General features: G+C 67.2%; 14 protein-coding genes and 2 pseudogenes. 8 read left to right on the top strand and 8 right to left on the bottom strand.

Annotated elements, in window-relative coordinates; all coding sequences use genetic code 11:
- Positions 1-28 precede the first annotated feature (28 nt).
- The 3 genes and pseudogenes from AC0QSG_RS14545 to AC0QSG_RS14535 form a co-directional block, all read left to right on the top strand.
- Positions 29-688: pseudogene (locus AC0QSG_RS14545) on the top strand (Tn3 family transposase); the annotation flags it as partial.
- Entirely contained in the window at positions 589-1,092 is a 504-nt protein-coding gene (locus tag AC0QSG_RS14540) for a Rossmann-fold NAD(P)-binding domain-containing protein (RefSeq protein WP_475375930.1), read from the top strand. The pseudogene AC0QSG_RS14545 and the gene AC0QSG_RS14540, both read left to right, overlap by 100 nt.
- 266 nt (positions 1,093-1,358) lie before the next feature.
- Positions 1,359-1,967 (top strand): recombinase family protein, encoded by a 609-nt coding sequence (locus AC0QSG_RS14535; protein ID WP_475375929.1) that lies wholly within the window; start codon positions 1,359-1,361, stop codon positions 1,965-1,967.
- Between the two features lie 33 nt (positions 1,968-2,000).
- On the opposite strand, the pseudogene AC0QSG_RS14530 reads toward AC0QSG_RS14535, so the two are convergent.
- Positions 2,001-2,609: pseudogene (locus tag AC0QSG_RS14530) on the bottom strand (acyl-CoA dehydrogenase family protein); the annotation flags it as partial.
- 282 nt (positions 2,610-2,891) lie between these two features.
- Between AC0QSG_RS14530 and AC0QSG_RS14525 the strand changes: the two are divergent.
- Genes AC0QSG_RS14525 through AC0QSG_RS14515 form a run of 3 tightly spaced genes read left to right on the top strand, consistent with a single transcriptional unit; the run spans position 2,892 to position 6,028 of the window.
- Positions 2,892-4,622: an AMP-binding protein gene (locus AC0QSG_RS14525; RefSeq protein ID WP_475375928.1), complete on the top strand. Its 1,731-nt coding sequence runs from the start codon at positions 2,892-2,894 to the stop codon at positions 4,620-4,622.
- 41 nt (positions 4,623-4,663) lie between these two features.
- A complete protein-coding gene (locus tag AC0QSG_RS14520) occupies positions 4,664-5,170 on the top strand; it encodes a MarR family winged helix-turn-helix transcriptional regulator (RefSeq protein WP_475375927.1) in 507 nt (168 codons plus the stop codon).
- 3 nt (positions 5,171-5,173) lie between these two features.
- Entirely contained in the window at positions 5,174-6,028 is an 855-nt protein-coding gene (locus tag AC0QSG_RS14515) for a helix-turn-helix transcriptional regulator (protein WP_475375926.1), read from the top strand.
- A 71-nt stretch (positions 6,029-6,099) separates the two neighbouring features.
- Here AC0QSG_RS14515 and AC0QSG_RS14510 read toward each other — a convergent pair whose 3' ends face one another.
- The 7 genes from AC0QSG_RS14510 to AC0QSG_RS14480 all read right to left on the bottom strand — a co-directional run bounded on the left by AC0QSG_RS14510 (position 6,100) and on the right by AC0QSG_RS14480 (position 13,550).
- Positions 6,100-7,419 (bottom strand): MFS transporter, encoded by a 1,320-nt coding sequence (locus tag AC0QSG_RS14510; RefSeq protein WP_475377324.1) that lies wholly within the window; start codon positions 7,417-7,419, stop codon positions 6,100-6,102.
- Between the two features lie 156 nt (positions 7,420-7,575).
- A complete protein-coding gene (gene mmsB, locus AC0QSG_RS14505; protein WP_475375925.1) occupies positions 7,576-8,535 on the bottom strand; it encodes a 3-hydroxyisobutyrate dehydrogenase in 960 nt (319 codons plus the stop codon).
- Positions 8,528-9,625, bottom strand: a complete 1,098-nt coding sequence (locus tag AC0QSG_RS14500; protein WP_475375924.1) for an enoyl-CoA hydratase/isomerase family protein — start codon at positions 9,623-9,625, stop codon at positions 8,528-8,530. Before AC0QSG_RS14500 ends, mmsB begins: the two co-directional genes overlap by 8 nt.
- Positions 9,625-11,124: a CoA-acylating methylmalonate-semialdehyde dehydrogenase gene (locus tag AC0QSG_RS14495; protein ID WP_475375923.1), complete on the bottom strand. Its 1,500-nt coding sequence runs from the start codon at positions 11,122-11,124 to the stop codon at positions 9,625-9,627. Before AC0QSG_RS14495 ends, AC0QSG_RS14500 begins: the two co-directional genes overlap by 1 nt.
- 185 nt (positions 11,125-11,309) lie before the next feature.
- Entirely contained in the window at positions 11,310-12,287 is a 978-nt protein-coding gene (locus AC0QSG_RS14490) for a GmrSD restriction endonuclease domain-containing protein (protein ID WP_475375922.1), read from the bottom strand.
- 90 nt (positions 12,288-12,377) lie between these two features.
- A complete protein-coding gene (locus AC0QSG_RS14485; RefSeq protein WP_475375921.1) occupies positions 12,378-12,602 on the bottom strand; it encodes a hypothetical protein in 225 nt (74 codons plus the stop codon).
- A gap of 90 nt (positions 12,603-12,692) precedes the next feature.
- Complete coding sequence (locus AC0QSG_RS14480) at positions 12,693-13,550, bottom strand: DinB/UmuC family translesion DNA polymerase (RefSeq protein ID WP_475375920.1); 858 nt, start codon at positions 13,548-13,550, stop codon at positions 12,693-12,695.
- 156 nt (positions 13,551-13,706) lie between these two features.
- Between AC0QSG_RS14480 and AC0QSG_RS14475 the strand changes: the two genes are divergently transcribed.
- Complete coding sequence (locus AC0QSG_RS14475) at positions 13,707-14,816, top strand: tyrosine-type recombinase/integrase (protein WP_302263506.1); 1,110 nt, start codon at positions 13,707-13,709, stop codon at positions 14,814-14,816.
- Complete coding sequence (locus tag AC0QSG_RS14470; protein WP_475375919.1) at positions 14,813-15,157, top strand: helix-turn-helix domain-containing protein; 345 nt, start codon at positions 14,813-14,815, stop codon at positions 15,155-15,157. The genes AC0QSG_RS14475 and AC0QSG_RS14470 overlap by 4 nt, the downstream gene beginning before the upstream one ends.
- Positions 15,158-15,182: the final 25 nt, after the last annotated feature.

Genomic DNA, 15,182 nt, shown 5'->3' with positions numbered 1-15,182 from the left:
TTTCGTAGAGATCTTCCCCGGACCCCGATACCGGTTCGCACCCCGGATCCGCAACATCGGCGACACCCGCCTCTACACACCCACCAATGATCCTGTGTTGTCGACGTTGGCGCCGTTGGTCGGCGGCACCATCAACACGCAGACCATCACCGCGCACTGGGATGAAATCCTCCGCCTGGCGACATCCATCAAGACCGGCACCGTGACCGCCTCCTTGATGATGCGCAAACTCGGCGCCTATCCACGCCAGAACGGACTCGCCACCGCACTGCGGGAACTGGGCAAACTGGAACGAACTCTCTTCCTGCTGGATTGGCTCCAAGATCCCGACCTGCGCCGCAAGGTCACGGCCGGGTTGAACAAGGGCGAGGCCAGGAACACCCTGGCCCGGGCGGTTTTCTTCAACCGTCTTGGAGAGATCCGCGACCGATCCTTCGAGCAGCAGCGCTACCGCGCCTCGGGGCTGAATCTTCTCACCGCGGCCATCGTTCTCTGGAACACGGTCTACCTTGACCGCACCATCGCCACCTTGAATCAGGAGGGCAACGCCACGGACCCTGAGCTGCTGCGGTTCCTCTCACCCCTGGGATGGGAACACATCAACCTCACCGGCGATTACACCTGGCCACGCACCAACAAGATCAAACCCGGCAGATACAGGCCACTACGGCGCTCGACAAAACCTTAGCGTCGGATATTTTACTTTTTCACAAGCCACCCCGGGAAGCATTCATCGACGCCGACGATATCGCTGAAGTCGTCGTAGTCACCCTCACCAATGATGCTCACGATGGCCTCTCCTACGAACTCACCGGACCCGAAGCACTCACTTTCTCTGACATCGCAACCGAACTCAGCACCGCGACGGGTCGCATTATCACTTACGAGGCCACCACCCTCGACGACTACATTCAGGAACAGACACGACAGGGCGTCCCCGCCGAATGGGCGCAGATGCTCGGCGAGCTCTACGGAATAATCGCCAGCGGAGCACTCAACACCGTCAGCACCGACGTCGAAAAAGTACTCGGCAAACCTGCCAGGAACTTCCGCGGCTACGCAGAAGTCACAGCGGCTACCTGGCAAAACTAACCATCCGCACTACTAGATTCCTCGATCACCCCGGAGAGGGTTGTGCGTCTGACAACTCTTTCCGGGGTTTGTCCTGAATCTGATACATCTGTTCGAACCACACCTCCGCGCGCTATGCCGACCCATGAAGCCGGCGTACAAGAAACGACCGATTCTGAGACGATCCCGGGGCCCAGCGACTCGCCGATCAAAAACCGTCCACAACTTGTCTCACAACATGCCAAGCAAACCGCTATGTTATGAGACGGTTGTGCAACATTTGATCTATGGCAACCCAGCAATTCAATCTCATCGGTTACGCCCGCGTTTCCACCAACGGACAAGACTCCCATCTCCAACGCGATGCCCTCAAAGCCGCCGGCTGCGGCCGGATCTTCGAAGACAAGATCTCCAGCCGCGTCACCGCACGCCCGGGGCTCGTTGAAACGCTCGACCATCTCCGTCCGACGGACACCCTGTGCGTCTGGAAATTGGACTGTCTCGGCCGGTCGGTGAAGGAAGTGCTCACCATCGCCGACGGCCTCCACGACCAAGGAGTCGGCCTGCGCATTCTCACCGGAACACTGACGGGAACCTACAGCCCGACCGGAGAAGGGAAATTCTTCTTCGTCATGATGGCCGCTTTCGCCGAACACGAGCGCGACATGATCCGCCAACGCACCATGGCAGGCCTCGCCGCGGCCCCCGCCCAGGGCCGCACCGGCGGCCGCCCAACAGTCATGGATGCCGATACCCTCGCAGCCGCCAGAGCCAGGCATTCCAACGGGCAAAGTCCCACCCAGATTGCCAAAGCACTCGGAGTATCCCGGGCATCCATCTACCGCCACCTGACCACCAGCAACACTCGAACTATGCCGCCCGAACAGAATTCTTAGCGCCAACCACTGTTCCGCTGCAGTTCAGACCCCATTCTGCATGATGCGCAGCCCGATCTTGTTGGAGATCTTGGTGGCCGTGTATCCGGGGCGGCCCGTCTCGACGATGAAGCCCTTGATCTTCTCATCGGCTACGTCGCGGGCCCACACGAGGGCGAAGTCAGCGATGGTGCCCGCTCCGATCCAGCGCTTCGCGCCGTTGATGACCCACTCGCCGTCCTCCAGCCGCGCGGTGGTGGCCAGTCCGCCCGCGATGTCCGAACCGTGGTCCGGCTCCGTCAGGGCGAAGGCGCCGATCCGCCGCAGGGCGGTGAGCCCGGGCAGCCACCGGGCCTTCTGCTCCTGAGAACCGAGCGCATCGATCATTCCGACGATCAGCTCGTTGTGGATGCCCACGAAGGCCGAGAGCGAGACGTCGGCGCGGGCCAGCTCGACGTACATGAGTCCGGTGAACAGCTTCGAGCTGCCGTTCGTCTGCAGGCCGCCCAGGCCGTGGCCGGCAAGTTCGGCGACCAGGCCGAAGGGGAACTCTTCGCGGTTCCAGTAGTCGATCGAGGCCGCGCGGATCCGCGCTTGGAGGAACTCGCGGACCCCGTGATAGCGGACCTGCTCCTCCGGGGATAGCAACTCGACGATGTACATCAGGTCGGCGTCGGAAAACGGCGGAACCCCCTGGCCCGCCTGGTCCTCGGGCGCCACCGCAACCGGCGGGTTCGCTTCCGCCAAAACCTGTCCGCTGGCGCGCGTTGACGACTGCACGGTGCGTCCCTTCGTCGTGGTCCGGTCCTCCGGCGGGTTGGCTTCTCCTAAACCCTTGGATGTCCTAGTATATTGCCTGTGATCGGGATCACTGGCAACCACCGGTTCCCGCGCAACGGCGGCGGGCTCGCAACGGCCGCGCGACAACACTTCGAAAGGTGCACCATGTCAGTCACTGAGGAATTCCGCGCGGCACGCGACCGCCTGCTCGAACTCCGTACGGATTACGAGGCGGCGCGTGCGGAATTCCAGTGGCCGCGCTTCGAGCACTTCAACTTCGCCCTGGACTGGTTCGACCAGATCGCGGCGAACCCGGCCACGGCGGCCAAACCGGCCCTGGTCATCGTGGAGCAGGACGGAACGGCGACGCGGCGCAGCTTCGCGGACCTGTCCCGCCGCTCGACGCAGGTCGCCAACTGGCTCCGCGGCCGGGGCGTGCGCCGCGGCGACCGCATGATCATCATGCTCGGCAACCAGGTGGAACTCTGGGAACTGATGCTCGCTGGCATCAAGCTCGGCATGGTCATGATCCCCACCACCACCCTGATGGGGCGGGCGGACCTCGAGGACCGCGTGGAGCGCGGCGGCGCCCAGTGGGCCGCGGTGGACAGCGTCAACATCGAGAAGTTCGACGGCGTCCCGGGCGAGTACACCCTGATCGAGGTCGGCGACGGCGCCGTGAACGACGCGGCCCTGCGGTACACCGAGTCCTCCGACGCCAGCGCGGACTTCACCCCGGACGCGCCCACCCGGGGGGACGAGACCCTGCTGCTCTACTTCACCTCGGGCACGACCTCCCGGGCCAAGCTCGTCGAACACACGCACACGTCCTACCCGGTGGGCCACCTGTCTACGATGTTCTGGATCGGCATGGAGCCCGGCGACGTCCACCTGAACGTCGCCTCCCCCGGATGGGCCAAGCACGCCTGGTCCAACGTGTTCACGCCGTGGATCGCCGAGGCGTGCGTCTTCGTCTACAACTACGACCGCTTCGATGCCAAGTCCCTCATGGAGCAGATGGACCGCGAGTCGGTGACCAGCTTCTGCGCCCCTCCCACGGTGTGGCGCATGCTCATCCAGGCGGACCTGACGCAGCTCAAGAACCCGCCGTCCAAGGTGGTCTCTGCCGGGGAGCCGCTCAACGCCGAGGTGATCGACCAGGTCCAGCGCGCGTGGGGACAGACCATCCGAGACGGTTTCGGGCAGACCGAATCCACGGTCCAGATCGCCAACGTCCCGGGCCAGCCCATCAAGATCGGTGCCATGGGCCGCCCGCTGCCGGGCTACGACGTCGTCCTCGTGGATCCGGCGACAGGGGCGGAGGGAGACGACGGCGAGCTGTGCCTGCGCCTCGATCCCCGTCCCCCCGGCCTGATGAAGGCCTACCACGGCGACCCCGAAAAGACCGCCGACGCGTTCCGCGACGGCTACTACCACACCGGGGACATGGCGAGCCGCGACGATCGCGGCATCATCACCTACGTGGGCCGCGGCGACGACGTCTTCAAGTCGTCGGACTACCGCCTGTCCCCGTTCGAGCTGGAAAGCGTCCTGATCGAGCACCCCGCGGTGGCCGAGGCCGCCGTCGTGCCCTCCCCCGACGCCCTCAAGCTCTCGGTGCCCAAGGCGTTCGTGGTCCTGGCGGCCGGGCACGAGCCCGGCCCGGAGCTGGCCCAGGACATCCTGCGCTACTGCGCCGAGCACCTGGCGCCGTTCAAGCGGATCCGGCGCCTCGAATTCGCGGACCTGCCCAAGACCATCTCGGGCAAGATCCGTCGCGTGGAACTGCGGCGCGGCGAAGAGGAGCGCCACGGCGGCGGGTCGCTCCCGGCCGGACTGGGCACGGAGTACTCCGAATCCGACTTCCCCGGGCTGAAGGTCCCGGCGAAAAGCTAGGCTGAGCGCCATGGGATACACGACCAGACGCCGGGGGTGCCGTGGCAACGCCGCTACCGCGTGACCCCATCGCCGATGCCCGCCTGAACTGGGAACGGCACGGCTGGTCGGATGTCGCGGGACCGATGGCAGCGATCACCGCCGTCATGCGTACTCAGCAGATCCTGCTGGCCCGGATCGACGCTGTCCTGAGGCCGCTCGGGCTCACGTTCGCCCGCTACGAGCTCCTCGCCCTGTTGAGTTTCGCCCGCAGCGGCGCGCTGCCCATGAACAAGGCCAGCGCGCTGCTACAGGTACACCCGACGTCGGTTACCAATGCCGTCGACCGTCTGCAGGACGCGGGGCTGGTGATCCGCGCGCCGCATCCCACGGACGGGCGCACCACCCTGATCGAACTCACCCCGGAAGGGCGGGCGCTGGCCAAGCAATCGACGTCGGCGCTCAACTCCGAGGTGTTCGCCCAGTCGGGATTCGCGGAGAAGGACATCGACCACCTGACCCGCATTCTGGGCGCCTTCCGGCGCGACGCCGGCGATTTCAGGGACTGACCCATGCAAACGAACCTCTTTGCCCGCCCCGACGACCGGGAGCTTCTCCGCTCGTCCCTGCGCACGCTTTCCGGCCGGTTCAGGTCGGCGGTGTTGTTCGCCGGGCTGGCCAACCAGGAACAGTTGCGCCTCACGGATTTCCTGGGAAACACGACGTCCAGCCTGAACCAGCTCCTCATCGTGCCCGGTGCCGGTCTCGGCGGCCGGGTCTTCCGGGAGGCCCGTCCCTACGCCGTCCCGGACTACTGCGCGGCGGAGGGCATCACCCACGAATACGATGTCGCCGTCCGGCGCGAGCAGCTCGCCTCGGTGGCCGCCGTTCCGGTGGTAGTCAGGGGACGCTCGCGCGCGGTGATCTACATGGCCCGCAGGGAAAACGTTCCGCTGGGCGAAAACGCGATGTGCGAGGCCGTGGCGGCGGCCGCCGTCGTTGCCGAGGAACTGCGGGTCCGCGACGAAGTGGACCGGCGCGTCGCCATCATCGACACCGCACGGGCCACACCATCCGCGGTCCCGGACCAGGGCTGGCTGGAGAATGTCCGTGAGGCACACGCCGAGCTTCGGTCGCTGGCCCGCACCGTCCCGGACCCGGATCTGGCGAGGCAACTGGACGCCATCGGCGGGCACCTGACGCCTACCGCCGCCGGCGGCCACTCCGGAACGGTTCGGCTCACCCGCCGCGAGCTGTACGTGCTGGCACAGGTGGCCCTCGGTTGTTCGTACCAGGAGGCCGGTGATCGACTCGCCCTGAAGGCCGTCACCGTCAAGAGCTACATGCAGAATGCGATGTGCAAGTTGACGGTGCGCAATCGGCTGGAGGCGGTGTCCGCGGCCCGCCGCCTGCGTTTGATTCCCTAATCGCCGCCCGCGCCGCCACGTGAAACAGGGAGCACCTGGGATAGCGCCCACGTGAAGCGGGGGCCGCCAACTCAGGCGGGAGCCGCCTCGTCCTCCAGTCCGCGCTTGTCGCTGTTGGGGAGCGCGAACGTGCAGACCACGCTGAAGACGCCGATGCCGGCCAGGAGCAGCCCCGTCGCCCACACCCCGGTCGAGCCGGCGAGATGGGCGGCCACCAGCGGTACGATGCCTCCCCCGATCACGCCGGCCAGATTGTAGCCCATGCCGGCGCCCGTGTAGCGGTAACGGGTCTCGAAGAGCTCCGGGAGCAGCGCGCCGGCCGGGCCGTAGGAGACCGCCATGATCACCAGCGTGACGGTGAGGCCGACCCCGAAAGCGAAGACGTTGTTGGCGCTCAGGATCGGGAAAAGCATCAGCGACCACGGCACGGCGACGATGCACGAGGTGGCGATGACCTTCTTGCGGCCGAAACGGTCGGACAGCACGCCGGAGAGCAGGGTGGCGGCGGCCATGAAGGCCGCGGCGACAATCCCGGTGCTCAGCACCTCCAGCCGTGAGAGCTGCATGCCGGTGGGACTCGTCGCGTAGCTGGTGAGGTAGGCCGTGCCGGTGTAGAACAACGCGAAGAGAAGCGTCAGGGAGCCGCCGGCCAAGAGGATTTCACGCGGCTGGCGCTTGATCGATTCGAAGATGGGAAGCTTGATCTGCTTGGCGGGCGCCTTCGCGGCGTTCTTGAAGACCGGGGTCTCCTCGATGCTCAGCCGCACCCACAGGCCGATGATCACCAGCACCGCGCTGAGGATGAACGGCACACGCCAGCCGTAGGTCAAGAATGCCTCGGAGTCGTCGCCGAGCGTCAGGTTGGTGATCAGGTACGTGCCGCTGGCCAAGGCGAAGGCCACGGACGGACCGAGTTGCGGGAACGATCCGAACAGCCCGCGCTTGCCCTTCGGCGCGTATTCGGCCACGAGGAGCGCCGCTCCGGCCCATTCGCCGCCGACGGAAAGTCCCTGGATGAATCTAAGCGCCACCAGCAGTATGGGCGCCGCGATGCCGATCGTGTTGGCGTCCGGGATGAGGCCGATCATGACGGTGGCGGTGCCCATCATCAGCAGCGTGGTGATCAGGGTCTTTTTCCGCCCGATCCGGTCGCCGTAGTGGCCGAAGATGATGGCTCCGACGGGCCGGGCAAAGAAGGCGACGGCGAAGGTGGCGAAGGAGGCCACCGTGCCCGCGGCCGCGCCGAGGGCGGGGAAGAAGACCACCGGGAAGACCAACGCCGCGGCCGTACCGTAGATGAAGAAGTCGTAGAATTCGATCGTGGTTCCCGCCGCGCTGGCGAACGCGACCTTGCGGAGGGTCTTGGGACTGGGGGGGCGCCTGCGCGACAGCCGTTGTAACCGGTGGAACTGGGATCATGGCGATCTCCTTTGATGTCAGCCTCGGTGCACGTGATGTGACTCAGTTCATGGTATTGAGAAGCATGGACGTCCAAGTACCTCCCAAAGGAGGTGTTTCGGCCCTTCACTTCCCGGTCGGGAGGCGCCCTACGCCGGGGGGTGTTCCGAGTTGGTCCGGATTTCGGTGATGATCCCGGAGAAGTCCCGCCCGGCGCCGCCGTTCGAGGCGAAGCCTTGGTAGATCTCGTGGGCCAAGGGACCGAGCCTTGCCGCGACGCCCGTGCTTTCGAGCGCGTTGAGCGCCAGCTTGAGGTCTTTGGCCATGAGGGATCCCGCGAATCCGGGCTGGTAGTCGCGGTTTGCGGGGCTTGCCGGCACGGGACCGGGCACGGGGCAGTTCGTGGTCAGTGCCCAGCACTGCCCCGAGGCGGCGGATGCGACGTCGAAGAGCGCCTGGTGCGTCAGGCCCAGCTTTTCGCCCAGCACGAAGGCCTCGCTCACCGCGATCATGGAAATGCCGAGGATCATGTTGTTGCAGATTTTGGCGGCCTGTCCCGCCCCGTGTTCCCCGCAGTGGACCGCGCGCCGGCCCATCACCTCGAGCAACGGCCTGACCGCTTCGAAGTCCTCCGCAAGGGCCCCCACCATGAACGTCAGGGTTCCCGCCTCGGCGCCCACGACGCCTCCGGAGACCGGGGCGTCCACGGCCCTGTGGCCGGCGTGGCGCGCCAGTTCCGCGGCTTCCCGGGCTTCGTCCACGTTGATCGTGGAGCAGTCCAGGAAAAGCGTTCCCGGTGCCGCGCTGGCCAGCAGGCCCGGCTCGCTCCCGGTCCCGCGGTAGGCATCGAGCAGGTGCCTGCCGCTGGGCAGCATGGTGATGACGACGCCGGCTCCCGCCACGGCCGCCGTCGCAGTGTCGGCGGTGGCGATGCCGTGTGCCCGGGCGGCGTCCAGCGCGGCGGGAACCACGTCGAAGCCGTTTACGGTGTAGCCGGCCCCCACCAGGTTGACGGCCATCGGTCCTCCCATGTGGCCGAGGCCCAGGAAGGCCACGGCGCCGGCCTGGGCCCCGCTCGGGCTGGCCGCGGGGATCGTTGGTTCAGGCATGGTCGTGCTCCTTCGAAAGCTTGAGTTCGCGGTCGCCCAGCGGTGCGAAGTACCGTTCAACGTCGTGGCGTCCGACGTCGGCCAGCGTGGCCGGCCGCCAGCGCGGGTTGCGATCCTTGTCCACCACCTGGGCGCGGATCCCCTCGCGGAAGTCCGGACCGGCGAGGAACCGCAGGCCCACGCGGTACTCCTGCTCCAGCGCCTCTTCGAGGCCCAGTCCCCGGACGCGGCGCAGCGACTCCAGCGCCACCTTCACGGCGGTCGGGGACTTCGCTTCGATGGTGTCCGCGGTTTCGGCGGACGCCCCGTCGGTTTCCGCGCCGGAGGCCCGCAGCCGGCGCAGGATCTCCTCGACGTCGTCGCTCGCATAGCAGGCGTCGATCCATCCCCGCTGCCCCGCGAGGTTCGACGCCGGGGCACTGCCGGCGTACCGGCCGACCGCGGCGTCCGCGGGCTCGGTCTCCAGCGCCTCGGCGAGCTCCGCCAGGCTCGCGGACGGAACGAAATGGTCCGCGAGGCCCAGAAACAGGGCGTCGGCACCGTTCAGGTGCGCCCCGGTGAGGGCCGCGTGGGTGCCGGACTCCCCCGGCGAACGGGACAGCAACAGGGTGCCGCCGACGTCGGGCACCAGGCCGATGGTCGTTTCCGGCATCCCCGTGCGGGTGCGCTCGGTGACGACCCGGACCGAGCCGTGGGCGGAGACGCCCACCCCGCCGCCGAGCACCAGCCCGTCCATGAACGCCACATACGGCTTGGGATAGGCGGCGATCAGGGCATTGAGCCGGTACTCCACGGCCCAGAACGCGGCCGTGGCGTCGCCCCCGTCGAGCATGTCCCGGTAGATGGCGACGATGTCGCCGCCGGCGCAAAGACCCCGGTCGCCGGCGCCGCGCACGAGGACGGTGGCCACGGCGTCGTCCCCCGCCCAGCGCGTGAGTTGATCCAGCATCGCCGCCGCCATGTCGGCGGTCAGCGCGTTCACCGCACGGGGCCGGTTGAGCGTGACAATGCCCAGCCGGCCGCGGCGTTCGAACAATACTTCCGGCGCCGGGACATCCGCCGCCGGAACCTCCGCCCGGTCCGCCGTCATCAGCTGCCTTCCGGCATCACGAAGCTGGCGCCCGTGCGGATGCCCGAGGGCCAGCGGGTGGTGACGGTCTTGGTCTTCGTGTAGAAGCGGAAGGCGTCCGCCCCGTGCTGGTTGAGGTCCCCGAACCCGGAGGCCTTCCAACCGCCGAACGTGTAGTAGGCGATCGGCACCGGAATCGGGACGTTGATGCCGACCATGCCCACCTGGACGCGGCTGGCGAAGTCGCGGGCGGAGTCTCCGTCGCGGGTGAAGATGGCCACGCCGTTGCCGAACTCGTGCTCGCTGCACAGGCGCAGGGCCTCGTCGTAGTTTTCCGCCCGTAGCACGCTCAGCACCGGCCCGAAGATCTCCTCGCGGTAGATCGACATGTCCTCGGTGACGTTGTCGAAGAGGGTGGGGCCCACCCAGAACCCGTCCGCGTAGCCGTCAACCTCGAGGCCACGGCCGTCGGTCAGCAGCGTGGCGCCCGCGTCGACGCCGGCCTGGATGTAGCCCTCGATGCGTTCCTTGGCCGACGCCGCGACGACCGGGCCGAAGTCGGAGTCCTCGGCCAGGCTGTGCCCGACCTTCAGCCCGGCGACCCGCTCCTGAAGCTTGGCCACGAGCGCGTCGCCGGTGGCCTTGCCGACCGGCACCGCCACCGAGATCGCCATGCAGCGTTCACCGGCGGACCCGAACCCCGCGCCCATGAGGGCGTCCGCCGCCATGTCCAGGTCCGCGTCCGGCATGATCACCATGTGGTTCTTGGCGCCGCCGAAGCACTGGGCGCGCTTGCCGTTGGCGGCCGCGGTGGCGTAGATGTACTGCGCAATGGGCGTGGACCCCACGAAGCCGACGGCTTGGACGCGCGGATCCTCCAACAACGCGTCGACCGCTTCCTTGTCGCCGTTGACGACGTTGAAGACGCCCGCGGGCAGCCCCGCCTCCGTGAAGAGCTCCGCGAGCCGCAGCGGCACGGAGGGGTCACGCTCGGACGGCTTGAGAATGAAGGAGTTGCCCGCGGCGAGCGCCGGGCCGGCCTTCCACAGCGGGATCATGGCGGGGAAGTTGAAGGGCGTGATCCCGGCGACGACGCCGAGGGGCTGGCGCAGGGAGTGGACGTCGACGCCGGTCCCGGCACTGTCCGAGAACTCGCCCTTGAGCAGGTGCGGGGCGCCCGCGGCGAACTCGACGACCTCGATCCCCCGCTGGATGTCCCCCTTCGCGTCGGGGAACGTCTTACCGTGCTCAGACGACAGCAGCGTGGCGAGCTCGTCGATGTTCTGGTTGACCAGGTCGACGAACCTGAGCAGGATCCGGCCGCGGCGCTGCGGGTTCATGGCGGCCCAGTCAATCTGGCCCTTTTCCGCATTGGAAACGGCGTTGCGGACTTCCTCGGCGGTGGCAAGCGGCACCCTCGCCTGGACCTGGCCGGTGCACGGATCGTAGACGTCGCCGAAGCGTCCGGAGGCGCCTTCGGCATGCTGTCCGTCAATGTAGTGCGTTAGCTCGCGAACCATGGTGGAGTGCTCCTTTGCGCCGGTGGTGGTCGAAGCGGCATCAAGGCCGGGTGTGACCCACGCCATCTTCCAGAGTGAATATACTCGGACTTCCTACTAAATCCCAAGAGGTCGACCACGGGCAACGCCCGAGAGCTACGTCGGCGCGGTCGCGCCGGCCCAGGACCGTTTGCCGGATACCCGTCCTATTCGCACCCGACGCCGTCCCCGTCGCCGTCGAACTTGGTGGAGAATCCCGGGTCGCCGATGCGGATCGGGTCGGCGCCCGCCGCGCGAACGGCAGCGCAGTTTTCGAAGGAGACGCCCGTCTCGGCTTCGGGCACGCCCGACGGCCCCGGTGGCGGTGACGGGGGCGGGGGCCCCGGAACCACGGCCGCGAACGCCGCGGCCGGGACGCGCTGCCCTTCGCAGTTCGCCAGCACCCGGGAGATCGCGTCGTGTTCGGCGGACGTCACCCAGAGCCCGTACTTGTGTTTGACGCCGACCTGCCGGGCAACATACAGGCAGCGGTGCGACTTGTTCGGCGGCAGCCACGAAGCCGCGTCCGCGCCCCCCTTCGCGGCGTTCGTGGGGCCATCCGTCGCCTGTAGGTTCAAGGGATCGTTGGCCAGGGCCGCGCGCCGTCCCCCGTCCAGCTGCTGGGCACCCTTCTGCCAGGCGTCGGACAGGGCGACGATGTGGTCGATCTGCACCTGGGAACTCGTCGCCTGTCCGCGCTGGAACCAGAGGGTGGAGCCCGTGTACGGGTCGGCGAGCGTGCCGGTCTCCACCTTGCACGGCACGTGGTTGGTGTAGACGATGTCGGTCAGCTGGGCGCCGAGCATGTCGTTTCGCGTGTCGCAGCCGTTCCGGTCCACGTCCAGCCACGCCTGCCCGAACTGCTCCCGCGAATAGTCCGTCTTCGGGGCCCGCCCCTTGACGGGCAGCCCCGCCAGCACGGCCAGCGCCGACTCCGCCGCTGGCGCCGGCTCGGTCTCCGCCGCTGGCACCGGCTCGGTCGGCGTCGCGGGCGCGGTGGACGGCGCGGAAGGTTCCACCGTCGGCAATTCCTCCGGCGCATCCGCCGCGGCCTGCGAGACGATGCCGCCGACGAACAGCACCGCCAGCGACCCCGTGAGCGCCTTGACCCACACGGACTGCCGGGCTCCGCCTGTTGTGCCCACGGGCTACTCCCCCAACGTTTCCACCGATGCCATCGCCACGAGCCTAGGCCGCGGCACCGACAGTTGGGGAACCCTTCGGTCGGGCCCCGCTTATGCGGGGTGCAGCGGCCGCGGCTCCCCGCCGTCGTGCCCCGCCAGCCACCCTTCGTAGGCCTTGCGGCGCTTGGCGCTGCGCAGCGTGAACCACGCGTTCATGATTCTTCGCTGCCGGTCGATGTCCTTGGCGTCCCCCGACCAGAGCGCCTCGCGCGCGGCCCGGTTGACCTCGGCCGTCGTCGCCGTCTTGGCGACGCCCAATACCCCATAGTGATCCATGCGCTCGCTCCCCAAGAGACGTGCCCCCATTGCAGCCCCAGCCTATGCCGGATAGCGGCCCCTGCACAGGCCGCGGCGGCGTCGGATGCGTCAGGCGCGCACCACGGGGAGGTCGGCCCACTCGGTGGTGTACTTCGGGGAGGAGAACTCCCTTTTCATGGACCACGACGCCGGTGCCGCCAGCCCGCCCTGGCCCAAGCCGATCGCCGCCTCACCGAACTTGGCGCGGACGTTGCCGAGCAGGTCGCCGACGTGCTTGTCCCCGTTCCCGGCGCCAAAGATGTCCAGCAGCTCCTGCCCCCCGCCGGCGGCGTCGCGCGAGAGCCCGGAGAACATCACGCCGGCGCGCAGGTAGGACGCGCCGGGCTCGAGCCGGCCGCGCATGGCGGCCACCGCGGCGCGGGTGAGGGCGATGGGATCGTTCGTGGGTTCCGGCAGCGGAACGCTGACGGACGGGAAGGACGCGGTTCCCGCGGCGAAGCGGCTGGTCCCCGCGGTCACCGTCAGCACCGAGGCCCGCTGTCCCTGGGCGGCCAGCCGGGCCGCCCCGCGCTGGGCGTAGACGGCCATGACCTGGTCCATCTCCTCGGTGCTGGTGACCGGCGTGGAGAAGGAGCGGGAAAAGATGATCTGCTGCTTGTCGGCGCGCTCGTCCGCGTGGGGGATGCAGGGCGTCCCGTTGAGCTCCAGGACGGTGCGCTGCAGCACCACGGAAAAGCGCTTCCGGATGGCCAGCGGATCCGCGGCCCTCAGGTCGCCGATGGTGTCCACCCCGATCGCGTTGAGCCGCGCGCCGGTCCGCGCACCCACGCCCCAGAGCTCCGTCACCGGCACGCGCGACTGGATGCGCTCCACCTCCCGCGCCGGCAGCGAGGCCAGCGAGCAGGCGCCGCCCATGTTCGGGTTCTTCTTAGCGATGTGGTTCGCGAACTTGGCGAGCGTCTTCAAGCATGGACTGTTGCACTAAATGCAACTGGATACGTTTTCACCCGTAGCCAATAGCCCAAGTGCTCGGGAAGCAGTGCCAGGGACTTCAGCCTAACCATTGACCTGTTGCATTGGCCATTGACAGCTGTTGCATCTATTCATACAATCATCGATTAGATGCAACAATTCTTGGACGTCAGCAACCTCCGGAACGTGCTATCCCTCGATTCCGGGACCGCGGCCCTTCACCCCGATGAAGCGGTCTACGAATCCATGCTCGGTTCCTGGGAGCAACAGCAACGAAGCCGAAGCCTGGCCGACGCCACCATAGAAAGCCGAACCTCCACCGTCAGGAACTTCGGCGAGTATGCAGGGACCTACCCGTGGCAGTGGCAAGCCTCCGACCTGGAGGAATACACCAGCTCCATGCGTTCCAAGAGACTTGCGCTTTCGACCATCAGGCAACGGCAAGGAATCCTGCAGGTTTTCTGCAACTACCTGATCAGCCCCGACTATGACTGGGTGGAGATCTGCGAGTCCCAATTCGGGAACACGCCCTCCCAGATCTGCCTGCCATGGAACACGACGAAACACGTGGCGGACTACGAAGGGCGCCCGGCACGGCGGGCACTGACATTCGATGAGATACAGACATTGTTCGACTATGCGGATTCACGGGTTGAATCCTCGATCCGTGAAGGACGGAAGGGCGCGCTGGCAGCACTGCGGGACGCTCAGATGTTCAAGACCGCCTATGCCTTCGGGCTGCGACGGGCCGAACTTCGGGGCCTGGACCTCCACGACCTTCACCGCAATGCCCGTGTCCCCGAGTGGGAACGGTACGCCGCCATGCATGTTCGATGGGGCAAGGCGAGCAAGGGAAGCGTGCCGAAACGCCGGACCGTCTTGCTCGTCCCGGAACTGTCATGGTGGATAGACGGCATGAGGCAATGGGTCGACGAAGGCAGGGCACTGTTCTCACCCGGCGACCTGCCGGCGCTCTGGCCCACCGAACGGAAAACCCGTGTCTCCCTGGAGTACATTGACCGGCGGTTCACCGCCCTGCGGCGCGAAGCCGGCCTCGACCCCGCGCTGACGCTGCACTGCCTACGCCATTCCTATGTCACGCATCTGATCGAATACGGCTATGCCGATCGATTCGTCCAAGAGCAGGTCGGCCACCAGCATTCCTCAACGACGGCTATCTACACCTCCGTCAGCGGCGACTACAAGAACCGAATCCTGGCGGACGCCTTGGGCCGCTTCAACACCCTGGAGCTGACATGACCAAACATGTTGAGACCACCTGGAACTTGCGCCGCATCATGGCGGACCAGGGGCTCTTCAAGACCACCGAGTTGATCCCCCTGCTCGAGGAGTACGGCGTCAGCCTCTCCCGCGAACAGGTGTTCAGGCTCGTGACCCAGACACCCGAGCGGGCGAACCTGAGCTTCATCGGCGCGGTGTGTGCCGCGCTGAACTGCACGGTCTCGGACCTGATCGAGGTCCGTGTCGTGGAGGAGAGATCCGTTGCCGTCGCCGGTGAACCGACCCGTGGTTCCATCGGAAACCTGCGGCCGAAGCCTGCCAGGATCCACCGCCCGCCACCGGCCCCGCAGGGCGCATGAATTCTCCGCCGGTGGACCCCGACGT

It is taken from the genome of Arthrobacter sp. LT660, from assembly GCF_056172845.1.
The sequence above is the reverse complement of the archived record's forward strand: the minus strand, read 5'-3'. Positions and strand labels throughout refer to the sequence as shown.

Bases quoted from the DNA above. Each gene is read 5' to 3' on its own strand.
- AC0QSG_RS14540 (WP_475375930.1), top strand. From the start codon at position 589: ATGGGAACACATCAACCTCACCGGCGATTACACCTGGCCACGCACCAA.
- AC0QSG_RS14535 (WP_475375929.1), top strand. From the start codon at position 1,359: ATGGCAACCCAGCAATTCAATCTCATCGGTTACGCCCGCGTTTCCACC.
- AC0QSG_RS14525 (WP_475375928.1), top strand. From the start codon at position 2,892: ATGTCAGTCACTGAGGAATTCCGCGCGGCACGCGACCGCCTGCTCGAA.
- AC0QSG_RS14515 (WP_475375926.1), top strand. From the start codon at position 5,174: ATGCAAACGAACCTCTTTGCCCGCCCCGACGACCGGGAGCTTCTCCGC.
- mmsB (WP_475375925.1), bottom strand. From the start codon at position 8,535: ATGCCTGAACCAACGATCCCCGCGGCCAGCCCGAGCGGGGCCCAGGCC.
- AC0QSG_RS14500 (WP_475375924.1), bottom strand. From the start codon at position 9,625: ATGACGGCGGACCGGGCGGAGGTTCCGGCGGCGGATGTCCCGGCGCCG.
- AC0QSG_RS14495 (WP_475375923.1), bottom strand. From the start codon at position 11,124: ATGGTTCGCGAGCTAACGCACTACATTGACGGACAGCATGCCGAAGGC.
- AC0QSG_RS14485 (WP_475375921.1), bottom strand. From the start codon at position 12,602: ATGGATCACTATGGGGTATTGGGCGTCGCCAAGACGGCGACGACGGCC.
- AC0QSG_RS14475 (WP_302263506.1), top strand. From the start codon at position 13,707: ATGCAACAATTCTTGGACGTCAGCAACCTCCGGAACGTGCTATCCCTC.
- AC0QSG_RS14470 (WP_475375919.1), top strand. From the start codon at position 14,813: ATGACCAAACATGTTGAGACCACCTGGAACTTGCGCCGCATCATGGCG.